Genomic DNA, 16,874 nt, shown 5'->3' with positions numbered 1-16,874 from the left:
TCGCGGCCTGTCTCCGTGTCGCCTCTTCGTCATTGCGCTCGGTCCGGCTGATCTGCTATGTAATGATGACCATAGTCAAAACTCTGCTCGATTTTCCTCGCCACCCCTGCCGCGGGAATAATTTCAAAATAAGCTTCGGTAGCGGTGTTATGCTGTTTAAAATCATGACTATGATCGCCAGATTGGCAGCGGATAAAAATGCCTTGATAGGCTTGCTCGTCAGCAAATTTTAGTCGACTCAGTTCACAGGTTGACGTAGCCAGTAGTGTACGATCACTGGCCGGTAATTCTAACAATAACCGCTGTATAATATCGGTTTCGGCAGCGGTTATCGTCTGAGAAAAAAGCGTAAAAGCGCTGTCAAAAGCATGAGGGACATCTTGAACGCCCTCTATATAACGATCACCCATCATCATCAGATCCACCAAAGAAGGATAGGCTTCAGGAGTGTGAGGTATATAGCCCCCCCGCTCATGTGGTCCCGCACCCCAGTTAGTAAAGAAATTCGCTTTACTTTCATCCCATGTCTCTTCAGTTGCCTCTAACACATGACATCGCGTTAAATATTCCTGATGAGGTCGTGGATCACCCGACCAATACTGTTGATCCACCCCTGCATTGGTGAGTTGGTGCTCGGCTATCGCGCGGCGATCAGGCGCTTTGCTCTGCAATTTATTGAGGGCATTGGCATGCTGATTTTGCTGATCACGCAGATAATTTACCGCCGTGGTGATCTGCTCTGTGGTTGCCCTGTGAATGTCATTAATTGGCGTGATAGCGTTGTGTGCCTGTGCATAGCGTAATGCGGGATACACCTGCGTCTCTACCCATAATTTTTGGATTGATGGATCCTGGCTACTCGCTAGCTGGGCAGATAAGGTAACGACGTCGTCAAATTTTGCCCCATGAGAGGCTCCCGGCGTCATCGCCTCTAACAGTGCTATACCGTGTAGCAAGGCTACACTTTGCAATGAACGACCATAGCAGAGGGAATCTGGCACATTGAGTATGAATAATTCGGGGGCTATTTCACGGCATAGCAGGTAGTGCAGCATATCCAGGGTAGCGGTTGAGACACCCGGGTTACGCAATGTTATCGAGGCTTTGAGTCGATCAAACATCTGGGCGTGGGTATATTCCGTCGCTTGGTTATCTCGGAACTCTTGCATGATAGAACGCGTGGTGCCCACGGTAGCACCGAGAAAATGCTCAATGATGACTTTACCAACCAGTGCCTGAGTCACTCTCGGTGAAGTGCGTTCTTTTGCCTCACCACCGTACCAGCCGATTCTTTTTAGCAGAGGAGCGGAAAATTCAGTGAACTGTGTGGTTTGCATCAATGCCTGCCAGGTATCACGCGCCGATTGGCGCAATTGCCGCTGTGTGCCATTGTGCTGACAAAGTGTGTCGATCCCGATCAGGTTAAAAAGTTGATCAGCAGGGGCAGTGCTGCTGCTCGCTGCCAGTAGAACATTGAGCTTAGGCAATGGATCAATCAGTGGTAGTGGGTTAGGCGCATTTTCAACTTCCTGAGACTCTCCCGCCTGTATGATCATCGGTGCTAATAGCAGAGCGGCGATCTTTAATGCTTGCTCCGGTTTGAGGGTTGAATGCTCTCTACGCAGTGAGATGGCAAGAGATAAGGTTTGCATACCGGGCGCATTTTGTGCCCGTTCGATATCAGTCGCGAGCCAGGTTCCATTATCAGGGTTGATAACATATTGTGTGATCTTATGATAAAACAACATTCTTGTGGCTAAAGATACCGGCTCTCCCAAATCGATTGTGCTAGCATCAGCCATTTTAGAGAGATAAATCTCGATCGAAAGCCACGAGGCAACCGAGCTTATTTGTTTAGTCAGTGCCGGTACGAGCAAATTGTCCTGGTATTCATGGGGTAGCGGTGCTAATAACCGATCAAAAGCAGTGGTAAAGACCAGTAAGGGAGCGGCATCTTTTTTTCCTTCGCCTTGAGCAAAGCCATCGTACAGATCCGCTGCTGATACTGTGGCAAGCCATTCAGCGGCAATATAAAGTCTTTCTCCACGTTTGAACTGTATCATCCATGAACGTAGATCCGTAGGGACAGGGGTTAATAGCCCTCCAAGCTCCGAGTAATCACCGGCTCCCAGCTGGATTTCTTTATCCCAAAAAGGATTTATTCCGAATAGATACTTCTCCAGCTGTGCTTGCGCACTGGTGCCAGTCAACGTTGATTCGTCTATCCAGGCTAGACGCCCGAAAAAATGATGTACCAGCGCTGGCGTGACCTCATTTGCAGGACAGCCGAGCACTTTTTCTACCAGGGTTTTACTACGCGTCGAGCAGTAAAGTGTTAACAACTTGGCTTCCTGACCGGCATGGGAGCCAGCGACTACATCAGCAATAGGGAAAGTGATCTCTGCGCCGAAAAGATGCGCTAGCACGAGCCTGACCACCTTAAAGTGTTTTAATGCCTTTGCGGAAGTGACTAATGCGGATTGGGCAGTAATATTAGGTCGAATCTCATTGGATATTTCGCTTTCATTATCATTACCTAACTCATTAATAACTGCTTGTAATAATTGATCATCTGTCAGGCGCGTTAGATACGACATATTAGGCATATTAAGGTTCGAGAGGTTGGTGGTCGATTCTACTTCATGGTCTGCAAGATCGTTTGTGGTGTTGGTAATAGACATATTGGTTCTCCAAAAGAGCGGAAATAAACGGGTTGCGGATCATTACAATCAAATATTAGGCCGATAATAATATCGGGATCTTGATCCCCGCATTAGCACGATCAGTGATATTTTGCTCACCCAGCGTTTTAATATAGTGATTAACCAACTGCTGAGCGGTGGGTTGAATACCATCATAAGTGAAAGTAAATTTCAGTTTGTCAAGATTTGGTTTCATCGGGGCGAAGGCATCATTAATCACCAGCCATTTTGTCCCTATCGACAAACAGAGTGCTGTGTTTTGGCGCTTCATCAACACCTTTTGTGGCGTGATGGTCGCGTCAATTTTGCAAATGACCTGCCGATCGGCATCATGAAAGAGGCCGATTACGGGATAGGGGAGGAGTTTTAATTCAAAAGTGAAGGCTTCAGTTTTCGGTTGCCGGATCTGCAGCAAAAAATGCGACACCCCATCTAGGCTAAAATAATCGTGCGGTTGGTCAATGTGATCGGCATTGAGCATCAGTATATCGCCTTGACGGCTATAGTGACCTGATGATGCAAAATCCGACGTTCCAGTATAGCTTGCTGTTGCTGAAATTTGTGTGGTAGCCGTCCTCAGTTGGGCGCGGTCACCGGCACTGTTGGTGGTACTAAAATAAGCGGTTTTGCTTGCTGTATTACAGCCTAGGTAGGGCGCATGAGATCGTGGTATAAACAGGGTTTGACTTTTAGGATGATACCAGTCGGTTTGTTGGTCATAAGGCAGCGTGATGATCTCAGGCAAGGTTAGTTTACTGAATATGCCAGAAAACAGGGTCTTGATTTGTGTCTCCTTCTGTTGGTATTTCCTACTAAAGACGGTGGTGACACCGATTAAATCAAACGTAAAATCGGGTGGATTTGAGGGGGTATTGACTGTAACCGCCAAAACTAATCCGCTGGTAGTGATCACTTGCAAACTGCCATTGGCGGCCATGCTGGCTTCGTCTACCTTTTCACCGTACGGCAGTTTACCGGTTTCACTCTCCTCTGTGCTGCTGGCGGGCAAAATAACCGCGTTGCTGAGTAAGGTATTGATCCCTCTTGGTTTGCCATTGTAGCTAAACATCTCAGCGGTAATATTTTCTCCCGGCAGATAGCGGATCACTTTTTCACGCGTAATCAGGCTGTCGAGCATCCAGACCCCTTGCCTCTCATTGGCGTGGCCCAGGTAAATTTTATCTTCTTTACAGAGTAAAAATTGACCGAAGCGGGTGATGCTGGTCTGCGTTGCTGCTACTGCACTGGCGCTATTGGCATTGAGTAATGTGCCGTCTTCCAGGCTATGACTGGTGAGGTAAGCGCGCAGGCCATCACGCCTATGCAGGTAAACCCCTTTATTGGCCCCGGTGATGTTTTTGATCTGTTTTTTGGTTAAACCCAGTCTGAGGAGATCAATTTCTTCGGCATTATTATCTGCGTGTTGCAGATATAGCGCATGGAATTGATTGTAGTTATCCGCTTCAGTGACTTGCCAATAATAATAGTGATCAGCCGCTGTCGTTCCTGGCACTATTCCTACCAGATGAATATGGTATTTAGCATTATCCAGTGTTGCCGCTGCTATTCTGGCGGTGATGGTGCCAGTAACCCCCTTCAAGCTGTTTGGCATCGGCCAGATCAGCCGATCACCGATGGTGATACTGCTGGTGTTTTGCGGTAGCTGTGGTGGTAAAAAAATAGCCTTGGTTGCTGTTGAAATACCGAGAGCTTCTTTTATTTCCAAAGGAGAGAAGAGTTTTAATGCTGTATATTTCGGATCTTCTAAGGGTTGGGCTCCCGCTCCCCACTGTTCCTTCCATTGATATTTTTTCAAGTTCTTCATTAATTTTTTTAATTGATTGATGTCACTATTTTTTAATGTCTGCTGCTCTTGGTCGCTCAGCCCTTGTCCTTCAATTTCAAGTAGATATAGTTTATCGCTTGTCTTGGTGGTATCAATCAGATAGGTTAAAAAAATCGTCTTTTTCCCACTATAATCAGTAAACTGTTGCTTAAACAGAATGCCTTTTTCTAACACTTGCGTTTGGATCATGGTCGAGGAGGTTTTGACGTCTTGCTGATGATCCATAAGATGGACTATTGGCAGATAGATCCGATGCACTTGATTGGTGTTTAACAAGCTGATCCAAAATACCTGTTTTAAGGTTTGATTAGCGTGCTCATTCAATACAGAAAAGGTGATGTCACCTTGGTAAAAAACGTATTTATCATTGTAAAACATTAATTTAACTTGATTAAATTTTAGATCGGTGCTGTCTGGGATATAAACCACTTTATCCGGATCTTTAAGATAAAAGCAGTTTTCATTGTTAACGCCATTGAACTTAAACTTATCTACTTTCAAATAATGAATGATCCGCGGGTAGCTCGCTTCGGCACTAATGAATTGATTGACTTCTTGCAGCGTATGGCTATTGCCATTACCTGGCACAGGCAGCGCGTGGCGAACCGGATAGTGATGGCTATCTTGTGGAATATCCAATGTTATCGTGCCTCGCTTTAGCTGAATGCGCAGTGTGGTTTTCGTTCTATCGCTAATGGTAATGATGGCGATGGTTTCATCCTCATAGGACCCATTGGCGAGTAATTTTTTGCTCGAAAAGGTGAGTTTTCGACCATTAGTGCCTTCTTTAGCATCGCGCACTTCAATCAACGGCAAATGGCTAGCTTCAATGATCCACTCAATTTTTTGATTATTACTCTCAATTTTAATCGCGCCCTGACCCCGGTTTAACACCAAAACGACTTTAGCCTGACCCGTCTGTGGCCCTTTGAAATGGTAACTCAGTGTTTTGTAAGGTGAGTCGGCTAAGGGCATTCCTTCACTGATCCCAGGGGCAATCAGGGTATAATGATGCTCACCGAGTAAAATCTCTACCGTCGTGGTTTGATAAGCAAAGTTCAGTTCAATCGGCACACGGGTATCGAGTAGTGGAATCGGAAGTTGGTCACCTGGGCGCTCATCTGGCCAATAATCTTTTACGATAAAAGCCTTATCTGCTGTGGTGTTGATTTTTACTTTATTATGAAAGTAACGTAACGCGGCAAAATCAGAGGAGGTATCAATATCGTCTTCATCGGCAACATAATAAGCCGGGGTGAGCGTAGCTAAAGTGGTCATGGGCAGTATCAGTGTTCTGATGGTTCCCACTTCATTGCTTAACTGAATGCAGGTATCGACCTGTTGTTGATCACGCAGCGCATAGCAATTAATCAGCTGAGTATCATTCGGGTACAAGGCTTTTTTGATTTTAAGACCCTCGGGGTTAAAAATCACGGAGGCGTTAGTTGGTGTGCGTAGATCAAGTGTGTTGATCACCACCCCTGGATAGGGGCTCAATACGCCATTTTCTAATTTAAAGCCGCCATTTGCCCATCCCTGCTGCATTTGTTGAAAATACTGGCTGATAATTTTGGCTTTTTCCTGATTAGTAGCTGCCGCCGCCAGGGCAGAACCCACCAAATAACGTAGCCCAGCCAAGAGTAAACCGATCGGGAGTAACACCGCCGATAACAAGGTAGCGCCGAGTACGCTCGCTACGATAAAACCTAACGACAAGCCTAGGCTGATACTGCCGAAAATGATTTCGGTACGGAAAATTTTCGCTTGGGCTTCATTTTTTGCCAGATGGTATTCGGTACTGCTGAGGGCAATATCGGCGACATCAAACAGCGGTCCTAGCCACACTATCTTGCCGCCAAAAGATCGCAATCCGCGCGCAAAATTGCCTACTGGGCCTTTAGCCAACGAACTTTTAAGCGCCAAATGGACTTTACTTTGGGCGAAATTACCGAGCGTAGTCACATCACTGAACACGCTCTGTGCCACCTCGCTCATCGAAACATAGGTGTGTATCTGCAGCGCTTGCGCCAAACCGTCATTGCCCTCGACGCTAATGCCATTTTTTACCCAGCCCCAAATTGCTAATGTGGCAAACAGGCTGCCGCTGCCGATGCCAGCCGCCTCGATTTTGCCTAACCGCGTGGGCACTTTTAGTCGTGGCTGATCATTATCCAGTTCGAAGTAGTGGCTTAACTGTTCATTTTGTCGATCTAACGCTTTCCTGACCAAGGCAAAATTTTTACTGTCGGTGGTTAAGATCTCTTTTTTAGACGGATTATCGAGATCAACATAGGGCACGTTAAATTTTTGCGTGGAAGAATCATATTCAATCCCGGATAGCAGTGGGATCCAGCTATTGGGTAAGTTCACTGCAGTGCTGCTGCCGGGAATTTTGCGTTCATTGCCGGCTAATTTTTTGATGGCCTGATCGGCGGCTAAAATATTTAATGACTGGAGCACCCCATTTAAAAAAGGCGGCAGTATGGTTCCTGGCTTGAGCAATTGGATCTTGGTGACATAATCATAATTATCGCTTGCTGAGCCAATATAAAGACTTGCCAGGCTGTCAATGCTGTTTCGGGTGAGGGTTTTATATAATCCATCGTTGATGCTATATAAATAAATCGCCGCTGTCGTGGACGCCGTCGATGAGCTGCCACGGAGCACTCTGAAGCTTTGGGTTAAAGTGGCTAACCGGTTTTTTACCTGTTTTTGTGCCGCTTCTCGATCTAATGTAGAGACATTATCTAATAGCACAGTATCAATATCTAAATGAACAACACTGATAGCCCCTTGGCCTTTATGTAAAATCACCTGATCAGCCATTGATGAGTGGCTAATATCGTCATAAAAAAAGTCATAGGCGATTTGTGTGACACGTTGCTGCACCATGGCGAAGTACTTTTTCTGATCGATTAACGAAAAAGTATTCCATAATGCTTTTAATTTTTGTTTGGCTGCTTTTTCAAGTGCTATTTTTTCTATCCAGGTAGCAAAAGTATCGTGATACCTTGATTCGATCAGTGCTTTTTGTAAAGCATCAATCTGATAGGCATCTTTATCGATCACCATCACACGATAAGGGCTCTCTGCCATGGCAGCTAACAACGCCATCGGACTCGCATTAATCACCGTATTACCACTACGGTTGTTGAGAAGTTTTTTCGCGATTTCAGTGTCTACAGGCCCTTTAAGTTTTTTTTCCTCTTTTTTGCTAATGGGCACGTCATCCGCTTCTTTGGTATCGATTTTAATCGGGCTAAATAAACCAAATCGCTTAAAACTATTGGCAACTTTTTTTCTCACTTCACTGTTTTCACTCGGTCGTCGTTGGTATTTAATCACCCCATTTTCTTGATAAATTTCAATTCTTGCCTCAGTGGTACTGGCTAATCTAGAGAGGTAATTTCGATCCTTTCTTTTAGCCGCAGTATGATCACCCTGGATAGAGATCCACTTTTGTCCGTTGTTATCAATGCTGAGATAACCCTCACGCACGGTCATTTTTTCAAGTTGGACCCCGTGACCTAATAAGCTCTCAAATAGCCGTCTTGCTGGTCCGTCAGCTAATGTTTGTGCTCCAGTGGCCTCACTTGTTGTCCCTTCGGCGAAACGACAAGCCACGACACTTAACTTGGCAACCACTTGATTGCTGATGAGCAAGTGGCTATCAAAAAATAATTTTTTGATATTGTCTGCCGAAAAATTGCTGAGATCAGAGCCGTGACCGATGAGAATAATACGTAAAACTTCACCTGCCTGTCTGGTGACGATTCCTGCTTCTACGGTTATCAAAGTATTGTATGTTTCATGTTAACGATAGAGTGAACTGATCGCTTTATTTTTTCTGTGTAGCGCCATGGCACTGGCATTAACCGCCTGATCTTCGGTCAATTGAATGACAATTTGCCGGGTATAATTGGTATGACCCGTCACATTTGGCTTAAAGGCAAATCTGTTTTTACTTGCTATCATTGAGGGGCCAGGATCCACCTCTGTTGCCACTGGATCCATCGTCATGCCTTTGATACAGGGAACAATAAGCGGTAAAAAGGGTTTTTCTTTGAGGGAGGTCCCTATCTCGATTTGGATTTGTTGCTTAAAAACATCAAAGTAGCCTCGTTCACCGGCAAAGAAATCCGTGACGTCGGTGTACGAAGGATTTCTTAAGGTTTCATAGGCGTATGACGCAAGCTCATCGACTGAAACCACTAAATTTTCTCTGTTAAGGCGTGCCTTGATATCACTTAGGCCAGTTTGAGAAGGCGTTATCCCCTTTTCAATATCAGGAAATGCGGCCAGGATGGTTTTAATTTTTTCTTCGCGCGTAAAGAGCGCATTAATAAACTGGCTGTCTTTTTTGGCAATAATCATCTTTAAATTTTTGCTATAAGCCGCGCCTAATAAAGGATCGACTTTTAAATGATTAAGATGATCAAAGGTGCTATTAACTTTGCCACCGGTATTAATAAATACACCCCCTTGTTCTTTTAATATCGATAACCCTATGGTGTGTATCGCCTGTTGCTGATTGGCGGTAAGAATTAATCGGTTTAAATAGGGAGAATTGAGTCCATCATTAATAATGACTTTTTTATGTTCAATAGTGACATTACCGTCTCGATGCCGTACTTGTAATGCTGAAACGAGATCTTGAGCCCGAGCGCTGTAAGCGGTATTGATTCTAGTTATCTCATCGTCACTGAGATTAAATGTTGTTTTTATATAGTCGCTTAATACGGTAGCCCTCAGTTCATCTATTTTATCCTGACTGAGGCTTAAGCTATTTAAAAAATCAGGCAGGCTAGAATGCTTAATACGGTTTCTTTCATTTTCACTAAGAACGTTAGGGTTAGCAGTAATATAATCGCTTAATGCTTTTTCGCGAAAATCCGTTATTTTTATCTGCATCGCGCTCGAAATTTGAGAGTGGGCATACCTTCTTTTATTTAGCATCAATATTTCTAACGTCTTAGCCACATCATAGCCATAATTGGCCAGAGACTGATCGAGATCAACTCCTATTTGTGTTTGTAAGCGGTTAAATATTTGAGTTGATGAATGAAAGGAATCATCGGTCCAAATCCTGATGTTGTAATCGGGATAGGCGGTCATCCAATTGTTGATATCTTGGTGTCGATGGGTCGAATTCGTTTCGGTAAGAAAGAAGTGTAACGTTTTCTCATCGGCGGCTAAGGGGATTTTGATCGCCTTTATGCGTTCGAGTAAGCTTTTTTGAATAGTTTCTTGGACCTTAGACCAGTAGGTTTCGCTGACATTGGCGAGCAGTTTGATTAAATGTTTCATCTCTTCACTGCCTGATAAACTCGTCGCGGTATTGTTGTAATTGTCTTTTAGCCGATTAAGTTCAGTGATGCGGCTTGCTAGATTGAGCCCGGTTTTTTGTTGCTGATCGATCCAGGTGGTTAATGCTGTGACCAGTGTTTGCTTTTGCATGGGGTTTTCCTAAGGGCATTAAAGAGCGTAATCAGTTAGGATGAAGTGATTGTATTATAAATTAGCCATTAAGCAATATTTATGCCAAAATAAATATGCAAATATAATGCCAATTATTAAAAATAATTTTCGTTTGGTAGCTTCGCCATCTTTATCGGAGATACAATGGCAAATGTTCGACTAAAGCTTTTAACAGACTCAAGGAATTGACAGAATGAAAAGTATTCGCCACGCAGAAGTGAGCGCTAAATTGTTACGTGACACACTCTCCTTACTCGCCTATAAAGAAACCCACAAAGAGGCAGAACTTGCCCTTATTGATGCCAAAATAAAATAGGAAGAAATTATGGATAACAATTTGAAAAGTTTTACTCATTTTATGGAGAAACGTGAGGAGGTGGCGCAATCATACGTATGTGGTGATCCAGTTCCACTCGTTAACATTGCTACACTGGTTTCCCCGGCAACTTTTTTTGACCCACGTGGATACGTCGTCCAGCAAGCGGCTGATGATGTGTCGCGCACATACCAGCAGGGTGCTAAGGCATTCAAAACGGGCAGTGAGACGCATTTTGAGATCCTGCATATGGCTGCAAGCGATAGTATCGCTTATTGGGTAGGCTTTCAGCACGCCACTGTTCACATGAATGAAAGTAAAGATCCCTGTCCAATGTATTTACGAGTGACAGAAATATTCCGACGCGAAGATAATGAGTGGAAATTGATTCATCGTCATGCCGACGGCGCACAACAACCTTCGTTAACACAGAGTACATGAGGATTGCGCGCACCGGGCAACGCAGGATTCGAGTCACGCAGCAGGTTTGGTTTGGAAAGAGATCTATTGGAAGGTTCTGCCTCTGCATGTGGCTCTAAACCGGATATCCGCTCTGTCGATCTTTGATTCAGCATTCATCGTCAATTCAGCATGGTGATTTGAGGATCTATCTCCTTCTTCTCCGTTACGTAGTTTTTGTAGCGATTGACTAATTGCTGTAGATCGGTGCTATGCCCCTGAAAAACAAGTTTTAACTTATTTAAATTCGTTTTGCTGGCGCTGAAAGCATCATCAATGATTAGCCATTGGCTGCCAATAGATAACTGGAGTTTTTCATCTTGGCGTTTCTGGGTAAAAATGTTTGATGAAAGAAAACCAGTTTGTGTTCACGTGCTAGACATCGCGTTATTGAGTGTTGAAGGTTAGCTTAAAGAAGCTCTGCCAGAGTTATAGCAAGAGGCCATGTAACATGATTGGTTTGACCAGTAAATATTATTTAATATTAGTGTAAATTCTTACAGTCGACTTATACAGCCCCAGCTATATCATTCATAATGCAGAGCCTGTTACGAACAGGTGAATATGAAGACTTCGCTGGAAATGAAAAAAAAGTTTGCTTTGATTAATGTGTTGTCGAAACTCGAAAAACCGAGTCTTCTTGACTTCCACAGAGCTACTAAAATTCCTCAATCAACAATTAAGCGTCAATTAGCGGCCTTGCGAAAGGAATTCGGTATGCAGATACTGTTCATCAGAGAACCAACCAACGAGAAAGGGAGGAAAGGTTATTATATGCTAATTGACTGGGGGATCATTGATCGAGCAACTTTTTTAACAATGTACAGTCACATCGAAGGTATACGGCCACTTGAAAATAAACCCTCGGATACCTGAATGGCATGGTTGATCAGCAGTGCCAAAATAAAGCCCCTAAAGTAATATACCCGTGATCAATGAAGATGCTTGATTTTGAAGTCGATAAGGATCATGCTCATAGCCATGAAAATAGAGCTGACTGCTGACCAGAAAATTACCCTCGAAGCCCAACATCGTCAAAGCCATGACCGCCGTGTCTGTGACAGGATCCGGTGTGTTTTGTTGTCCGCAGACGGCTGGACTCCCCCTATGATTGCTCACTCACAGCTCATTAATGAAACCACGGTGCGGCGCCACCTTACAGACTATCATAAACTCAACAAGCTCAAGCCTGAAAATGGCGGCTCCGATGGCTATCTCAATGCGGAACAGACCACGTCGCTGGTTGAACATCTCACCCAGCCGCTCTACCACCACAATCACCAAATTGTGGCGTATATCGCTGGACGCTGGAACATCACCTTTACCGTATCAGGTCTGTATAAAGGGTTGAAGCAGCATGGCTTTAGCTATAAAAAGCCGAAAGGTGTTCCGCATAAATTTGCCGTTGAGAAACATCAACACCTTTTGTGGCGTGATGGTAGTATCCATTTGGCAAATGATCTGCCGATCGGCATCATGCAAGATACCGATTATTGGATAAAGAAGACGTTTTAACGCAAAAATGAAAGGCTGGGGTTTCGTTTGCTGGATTTGCAGCAGAAAATGCGACACACCATCCAGGCTAAAATAAATGTGCGGCTGGTCAATGTGATCGGCATTGAGCATCAGTATATCGCCTTGACGGCTATAGTGACCTGATAATGGAAAATTCGACGTTATATACCCGTGATCAATGAAGATGCTTGATTTTGAAGTCGATAAGGATCATGCTCATAGCCATGAAAATAGAGCTGACTGCTGACCAGAAAATTACCCTCGAAGCCCAACATCGTCAAAGCCATGACCGCCGTGTCTGTGACAGGATCCGGTGTGTTTTGTTGTCCGCAGACGGCTGGACTCCCCCTATGATTGCTCACTCACAGCTCATTAATGAAACCACGGTGCGGCGCCACCTTACAGACTATCATAAACTCAACAAGCTCAAGCCTGAAAATGGCGGCTCCGATGGCTATCTCAATGCGGAACAGACCACGTCGCTGGTTGAACATCTCACCCAGCCGCTCTACCACCACAATCACCAAATTGTGGCCTATATCGCTGGACGCTGGAACATCACCTTTACCGTATCAGGTCTGTATAAAGGGTTGAAGCAGCATGGCTTTAGCTATAAAAAGCCGAAAGGTGTTCCGCATAAATTTGCCGTTGAGAAACAGCAGCAATTTATAAAGACCTACAGCGAATTGAAAGACGCCGCGGGTAATGACCCCATACTGTTTATTGATGCCGTTCATCCGACACAAACCACCAAAATAAGCTACGGCTGGATACGAAAAGGCCAGGATAAAACGATAGAGACCACCGGGAGCAGAACGCGGTTGAATATCATGGGAGCCTTGAACATCCAGAATGTGGCTAACCCCATAATCCGTGATGATGAGACGATTAACAGCGAAAATGTGGTTCACTTCCTGTCTGCCATTCGCGCGCATTATCCCATCACGACAACGGCACATGTGATCCTCGAGGGTGCAGGCTATCACCGTTCACAGCTTGTGCAAGACGCCGCGCTTACGTTGAATATCCAGCTTCATTACCTTCCGCCGTATAGCCCGAATCTAAACCCGATAGAGCGATTGTGGAAGGTGATGAATGAGCAAACACGAAACAATAGATATTACCCATCTAAACAGAGTTTTAAGAACGATATCTTAAACTTCTTTGAGGTGAAGCTACCACAAATGGCAAGTTCTCTGGTATCTCGCTTAAACGATAATTGCCAGGCGCTAAATCCTGCATCTTGATTTCACTTGGGTATATATGGCATAGGCGTTATAAATTGATTTAAAATAAAGGGTCATAGAACAAGGTATCGATATCACATTGTCGCTTTCTACGAAGGGCTTTAGCTTGAGCCCATTTGTGCTCAATGGGGTTCATATCAGGAAAATAAGTGAGAAGATATTCCAGAATAAAGCCGGCTTTCTGTCTAGCAGACTGAATGTCTTGGCGCTTATGGAAACTGACATTATCCATTACAAGTACGGCCCCTGGAGGAGATTTTAGCAATAAATCTTGGGTGACCCAGGCATAAAAAATATCGCTGTTGATATGGCAGTCGAAGGTACAAACCGTGGTTAATTTTCCGTTAAGCTGGGCGCCAATGACGTTAGTACGCGCTTTGGCGCGCCAATCGTGTTGGCCGTAACAGCGCTTACCTTTCACTCAATAACCATAAAGACGCGGCATATCATGGGAAAAACCGCTTTCATCCACGTAAATTATCGGGGTACCACAGGCTTCATAAGCCTGTATCTTAGTCTGAAAATCTTTTCGCGCTTGGACGTCGATTTTGGGATGATAAAATGTTTTTTTTATAGCTAAACCCAGCCCGTTTTAACGCATCGCCTATCCCTCGAGCACTGACCCCCATACGTTGAGCGCGTTCGTATTGAGACGCCTCAGGATAGGTTTCCACATCAAGGAGCAACGCGGCGTGATTTATTTTGGTCGCCGGTTTATCACGAGTTAGGCAAGGGTCGATACGTTTAGCCCAGCCCAGCGCATTAGGCTCGCTGTCCCCACACAAAAACGGGTGGCTGTTTCGGCATATACCCAAGTGAAATCAAGATGCAGGATTTAGCGCCTGGCAATTATCGTTTAAGCGAGATACCAGAGAACTTGCCATTTGTGGTAGCTTCACCTCAAAGAAGTTTAAGATATCGTTCTTAAAACTCTGTTTAGATGGGTAATATCTATTGTTTCGTGTTTGCTCATTCATCACCTTCCACAATCGCTCTATCGGGTTTAGATTCGGGCTATACGGCGGAAGGTAATGAAGCTGGATATTCAACGTAAGCGCGGCGTCTTGCACAAGCTGTGAACGGTGATAGCCTGCACCCTCGAGGATCACATGTGCCGTTGTCGTGATGGGATAATGCGCGCGAATGGCAGACAGGAAGTGAACCACATTTTCGCTGTTAATCGTCTCATCATCACGGATTATGGGGTTAGCCACATTCTGGATGTTCAAGGCTCCCATGATATTCAACCGCGTTCTGCTCCCGGTGGTCTCTATCGTTTTATCCTGGCCTTTTCGTATCCAGCCGTAGCTTATTTTGGTGGCTTGTGTCGGATGAACGGCATCAATAAACAGTATGGGGTCATTACCCGCGGCGTCTTTCAATTCGCTGTAGGTCTTTATAAATTGCTGCTGTTTCTCAACGGCAAATTTATGCGGAACACCTTTCGGCTTTTTATAGCTAAAGCCATGCTGCTTCAACCCTTTATACAGACCTGATACGGTAAAGGTGATGTTCCAGCGTCCAGCGATATACGCCACAATTTGGTGATTGTGGTGGTAGAGCGGCTGGGTGAGATGTTCAACCAGCGACGTGGTCTGTTCCGCATTGAGATAGCCATCGGAGCCGCCATTTTCAGGCTTGAGCTTGTTGAGTTTATGATAGTCTGTAAGGTGGCGCCGCACCGTGGTTTCATTAATGAGCTGTGAGTGAGCAATCATAGGGGGAGTCCAGCCGTCTGCGGACAACAAAACACACCGGATCCTGTCACAGACACGGCGGTCATGGCTTTGACGATGTTGGGCTTCGAGGGTAATTTTCTGGTCAGCAGTCAGCTCTATTTTCATGGCTATGAGCATGATCCTTATCGACTTCAAAATCAAGCATCTTCATTGATCACGGGTATAGCAGGGGCGATATAGCATGGTGGCATTTAGTGAATATCCCCCGGCAAAGCCGGGAGATTACCTGATTTTATTTATAAAAACTATTTTATACCAATGTATTAATGTGAATTACTACAATCAATTTATATCGCTTCTACTATAATTATGATTAATAATAATTAAGTGAAAACTACTCTATCACGACAGGCCACTCACTCTCTGCCGTCGTGGTATGGCTGTAGCCGTATAAATTGATTCAAAATAAAGGGTCAGAAAAGAGAGTGTCGATATCGCATTGTCGTTTCCTACGAAGGGCTTTAGCCTGAGCCCATTTGTGCTCAATCGGGTTGAGGTCAGGAGAATACGTCGGGAGATATTCCAGAATAAAACCAGATTTTTGTCTAGTAGACTGGATATCCTGGCGTTTGTGAAAGCTCACATTATCCATCACGATAACAGCCCCTTGAGGGATTTTTGGCAGTCAGTCTTGGGTTACCCACGCATGAAAAATATCGCTATTGATATTGTATTCAAAGGCACAAACGGTGGTTAATTTTCCGTTAAGCTGAGCGCCAATGACATTGGTACATGCTTTAGCGTGCCAATCATGTTGACCGTAACACCGCTTACCTTTAGCTCAATAGCCGTAGAGGCGGGGCATGTCATGAGCAAAACCGCTTTCATCAACGTAAATAATAGGGGTCTCGCTGGCTTCATAGGCCTGGATCTTGATCTGAAAATCTTCTCGGGATTGGGCGTTGGCTTTTGGATGATAAAATGTTTTTTTTATAGCTAAACCCTGCCCGTTTCAACGCATGGCAGATACCTCTAGCGCTCACTCCCATACGTTGGGCTCGCTCGTATTGAGACGCGTCAGGGTAGGTTTCCACATCAAGAATCAACGCCGCTCGAGCTATTTTACTGGCGGGTTTATCACGTGTCAGACAAGGTTCTATTCGTTTAGCCCAGCGCATCAGACTTGCGGTCCCAATACAAAAACGTGTGGCCGTTTGGGCATATGTAAGCTTTTCTTGCTCTTTAATAGCCAATACATGTTGGCGAAATTTTAATGGATAAGTCATCTTGAAATTATACATCAATTTATACAGCCTACGCTATATCCAGCCGATTTAACGCCACGCGGTAGTGTTTCCAGGCGTTAAGCGCTGCTATCTCGTCCTCAGTAGCAATCCCTAACTCCAGCGCATCTTGCAGGGGCGCGATTCTCGTCGTCGCTTCTCTAAGTAAATAACGGCGCTTTTCAGCACAAGCTTTCGTTTGCCGGGCAGTCAACGCCTGTTGATGCAGCGCCATCGCTTCCGGCCAGCTAAAACCCATTTCGGTCAGTTGATACGGATCGGCGGGAACATTGACGTATTGATAGCCATTTTTATCGGTGAGTGTTTCAAGATAGAGCGGTTCGTTCAT

The 16,874-nt window shown here is 44.8% G+C and carries 14 protein-coding genes; 5 read left to right on the top strand and 9 right to left on the bottom strand.

What is annotated here, in order from left to right:
- Positions 1-29: 29 nt before the first annotated feature.
- From AAHH42_RS02630 to AAHH42_RS02620, 3 genes are read right to left on the bottom strand one after another with little or no spacing between them, the layout of a single operon-like run.
- Complete coding sequence (locus tag AAHH42_RS02630) at positions 30-2,681, bottom strand: hypothetical protein (protein WP_342221632.1); 2,652 nt, start codon at positions 2,679-2,681, stop codon at positions 30-32.
- Positions 2,682-2,736: 55 nt separating this feature from the next.
- On the bottom strand, positions 2,737-8,343 hold the full coding sequence (locus AAHH42_RS02625) for a TcdA/TcdB pore-forming domain-containing protein (protein ID WP_342221631.1): 5,607 nt from the start codon (positions 8,341-8,343) through the stop codon (positions 2,737-2,739).
- Between the two features lie 18 nt (positions 8,344-8,361).
- A complete protein-coding gene (locus AAHH42_RS02620) occupies positions 8,362-10,005 on the bottom strand; it encodes a hypothetical protein (protein WP_342221630.1) in 1,644 nt (547 codons plus the stop codon).
- A 214-nt stretch (positions 10,006-10,219) separates the two neighbouring features.
- On the opposite strand from AAHH42_RS02620, the gene AAHH42_RS02615 reads away from it, so the two are divergent.
- From AAHH42_RS02615 to AAHH42_RS02595, 5 genes are all read left to right on the top strand, one after another.
- Positions 10,220-10,342, top strand: a complete 123-nt coding sequence (locus AAHH42_RS02615) for a hypothetical protein (RefSeq protein WP_342221629.1) — start codon at positions 10,220-10,222, stop codon at positions 10,340-10,342.
- Positions 10,343-10,351: 9 nt separating this feature from the next.
- Complete coding sequence (locus tag AAHH42_RS02610) at positions 10,352-10,783, top strand: nuclear transport factor 2 family protein (RefSeq protein WP_342221628.1); 432 nt, start codon at positions 10,352-10,354, stop codon at positions 10,781-10,783.
- 582 nt (positions 10,784-11,365) lie between these two features.
- Entirely contained in the window at positions 11,366-11,677 is a 312-nt protein-coding gene (locus tag AAHH42_RS02605) for a helix-turn-helix domain-containing protein (RefSeq protein WP_342221627.1), read from the top strand.
- Positions 11,678-11,770: 93 nt separating this feature from the next.
- Positions 11,771-12,316: a helix-turn-helix domain-containing protein gene (locus tag AAHH42_RS02600; protein ID WP_342221626.1), complete on the top strand. Its 546-nt coding sequence runs from the start codon at positions 11,771-11,773 to the stop codon at positions 12,314-12,316.
- Positions 12,317-12,540: 224 nt separating this feature from the next.
- Entirely contained in the window at positions 12,541-13,563 is a 1,023-nt protein-coding gene (locus AAHH42_RS02595; protein ID WP_342221996.1) for an IS630 family transposase, read from the top strand.
- A gap of 40 nt (positions 13,564-13,603) precedes the next feature.
- Here the strand turns inward: AAHH42_RS02595 and AAHH42_RS02590 are convergent, their stop codons facing one another.
- The 6 genes from AAHH42_RS02590 to AAHH42_RS02565 all read right to left on the bottom strand — a co-directional run bounded on the left by AAHH42_RS02590 (position 13,604) and on the right by AAHH42_RS02565 (position 16,874).
- Positions 13,604-13,984, bottom strand: a complete 381-nt coding sequence (locus AAHH42_RS02590; protein ID WP_342221625.1) for a transposase — start codon at positions 13,982-13,984, stop codon at positions 13,604-13,606.
- A gap of 91 nt (positions 13,985-14,075) precedes the next feature.
- Positions 14,076-14,378: an IS630 transposase-related protein gene (locus tag AAHH42_RS02585; RefSeq protein WP_342221624.1), complete on the bottom strand. Its 303-nt coding sequence runs from the start codon at positions 14,376-14,378 to the stop codon at positions 14,076-14,078.
- 6 nt (positions 14,379-14,384) lie between these two features.
- Positions 14,385-15,407 (bottom strand): IS630 family transposase, encoded by a 1,023-nt coding sequence (locus tag AAHH42_RS02580; protein WP_342221999.1) that lies wholly within the window; start codon positions 15,405-15,407, stop codon positions 14,385-14,387.
- A gap of 295 nt (positions 15,408-15,702) precedes the next feature.
- Positions 15,703-15,894 carry a transposase gene (locus AAHH42_RS02575; protein ID WP_342221998.1) on the bottom strand — a complete coding sequence of 64 codons (192 nt, stop codon included), beginning with the start codon at positions 15,892-15,894 and terminating at the stop codon, positions 15,703-15,705.
- Between the two features lie 265 nt (positions 15,895-16,159).
- Positions 16,160-16,528 (bottom strand): IS630 transposase-related protein, encoded by a 369-nt coding sequence (locus AAHH42_RS02570; RefSeq protein ID WP_072549715.1) that lies wholly within the window; start codon positions 16,526-16,528, stop codon positions 16,160-16,162.
- A 28-nt stretch (positions 16,529-16,556) separates the two neighbouring features.
- Positions 16,557-16,874: a tail fiber assembly protein gene (locus AAHH42_RS02565; RefSeq protein ID WP_119797034.1), complete on the bottom strand. Its 318-nt coding sequence runs from the start codon at positions 16,872-16,874 to the stop codon at positions 16,557-16,559.

Origin of the sequence: Candidatus Fukatsuia endosymbiont of Tuberolachnus salignus (assembly GCF_964030845.1) — a bacterium.
Lineage (GTDB): Bacteria > Pseudomonadota > Gammaproteobacteria > Enterobacterales > Enterobacteriaceae > Fukatsuia > Fukatsuia symbiotica.
This window is presented reverse-complemented; position numbering and strand designations above follow the sequence as displayed.

Coding starts and splice junctions, on each gene's coding strand:
- AAHH42_RS02575 (WP_342221998.1), bottom strand. CDS start 15,894: ATGGATAATGTGAGCTTTCACAAACGCCAGGATATCCAGTCTACTAGA.
- AAHH42_RS02570 (WP_072549715.1), bottom strand. CDS start 16,528: ATGACTTATCCATTAAAATTTCGCCAACATGTATTGGCTATTAAAGAG.
- AAHH42_RS02610 (WP_342221628.1), top strand. CDS start 10,352: ATGGATAACAATTTGAAAAGTTTTACTCATTTTATGGAGAAACGTGAG.
- AAHH42_RS02630 (WP_342221632.1), bottom strand. CDS start 2,681: ATGTCTATTACCAACACCACAAACGATCTTGCAGACCATGAAGTAGAA.
- AAHH42_RS02620 (WP_342221630.1), bottom strand. CDS start 10,005: ATGCAAAAGCAAACACTGGTCACAGCATTAACCACCTGGATCGATCAG.
- AAHH42_RS02565 (WP_119797034.1), bottom strand. CDS start 16,874: ATGAACGAACCGCTCTATCTTGAAACACTCACCGATAAAAATGGCTAT.
- AAHH42_RS02595 (WP_342221996.1), top strand. CDS start 12,541: ATGAAAATAGAGCTGACTGCTGACCAGAAAATTACCCTCGAAGCCCAA.
- AAHH42_RS02615 (WP_342221629.1), top strand. CDS start 10,220: ATGAAAAGTATTCGCCACGCAGAAGTGAGCGCTAAATTGTTACGTGAC.
- AAHH42_RS02605 (WP_342221627.1), top strand. CDS start 11,366: ATGAAGACTTCGCTGGAAATGAAAAAAAAGTTTGCTTTGATTAATGTG.
- AAHH42_RS02600 (WP_342221626.1), top strand. CDS start 11,771: ATGCTCATAGCCATGAAAATAGAGCTGACTGCTGACCAGAAAATTACC.
- AAHH42_RS02580 (WP_342221999.1), bottom strand. CDS start 15,407: ATGAAAATAGAGCTGACTGCTGACCAGAAAATTACCCTCGAAGCCCAA.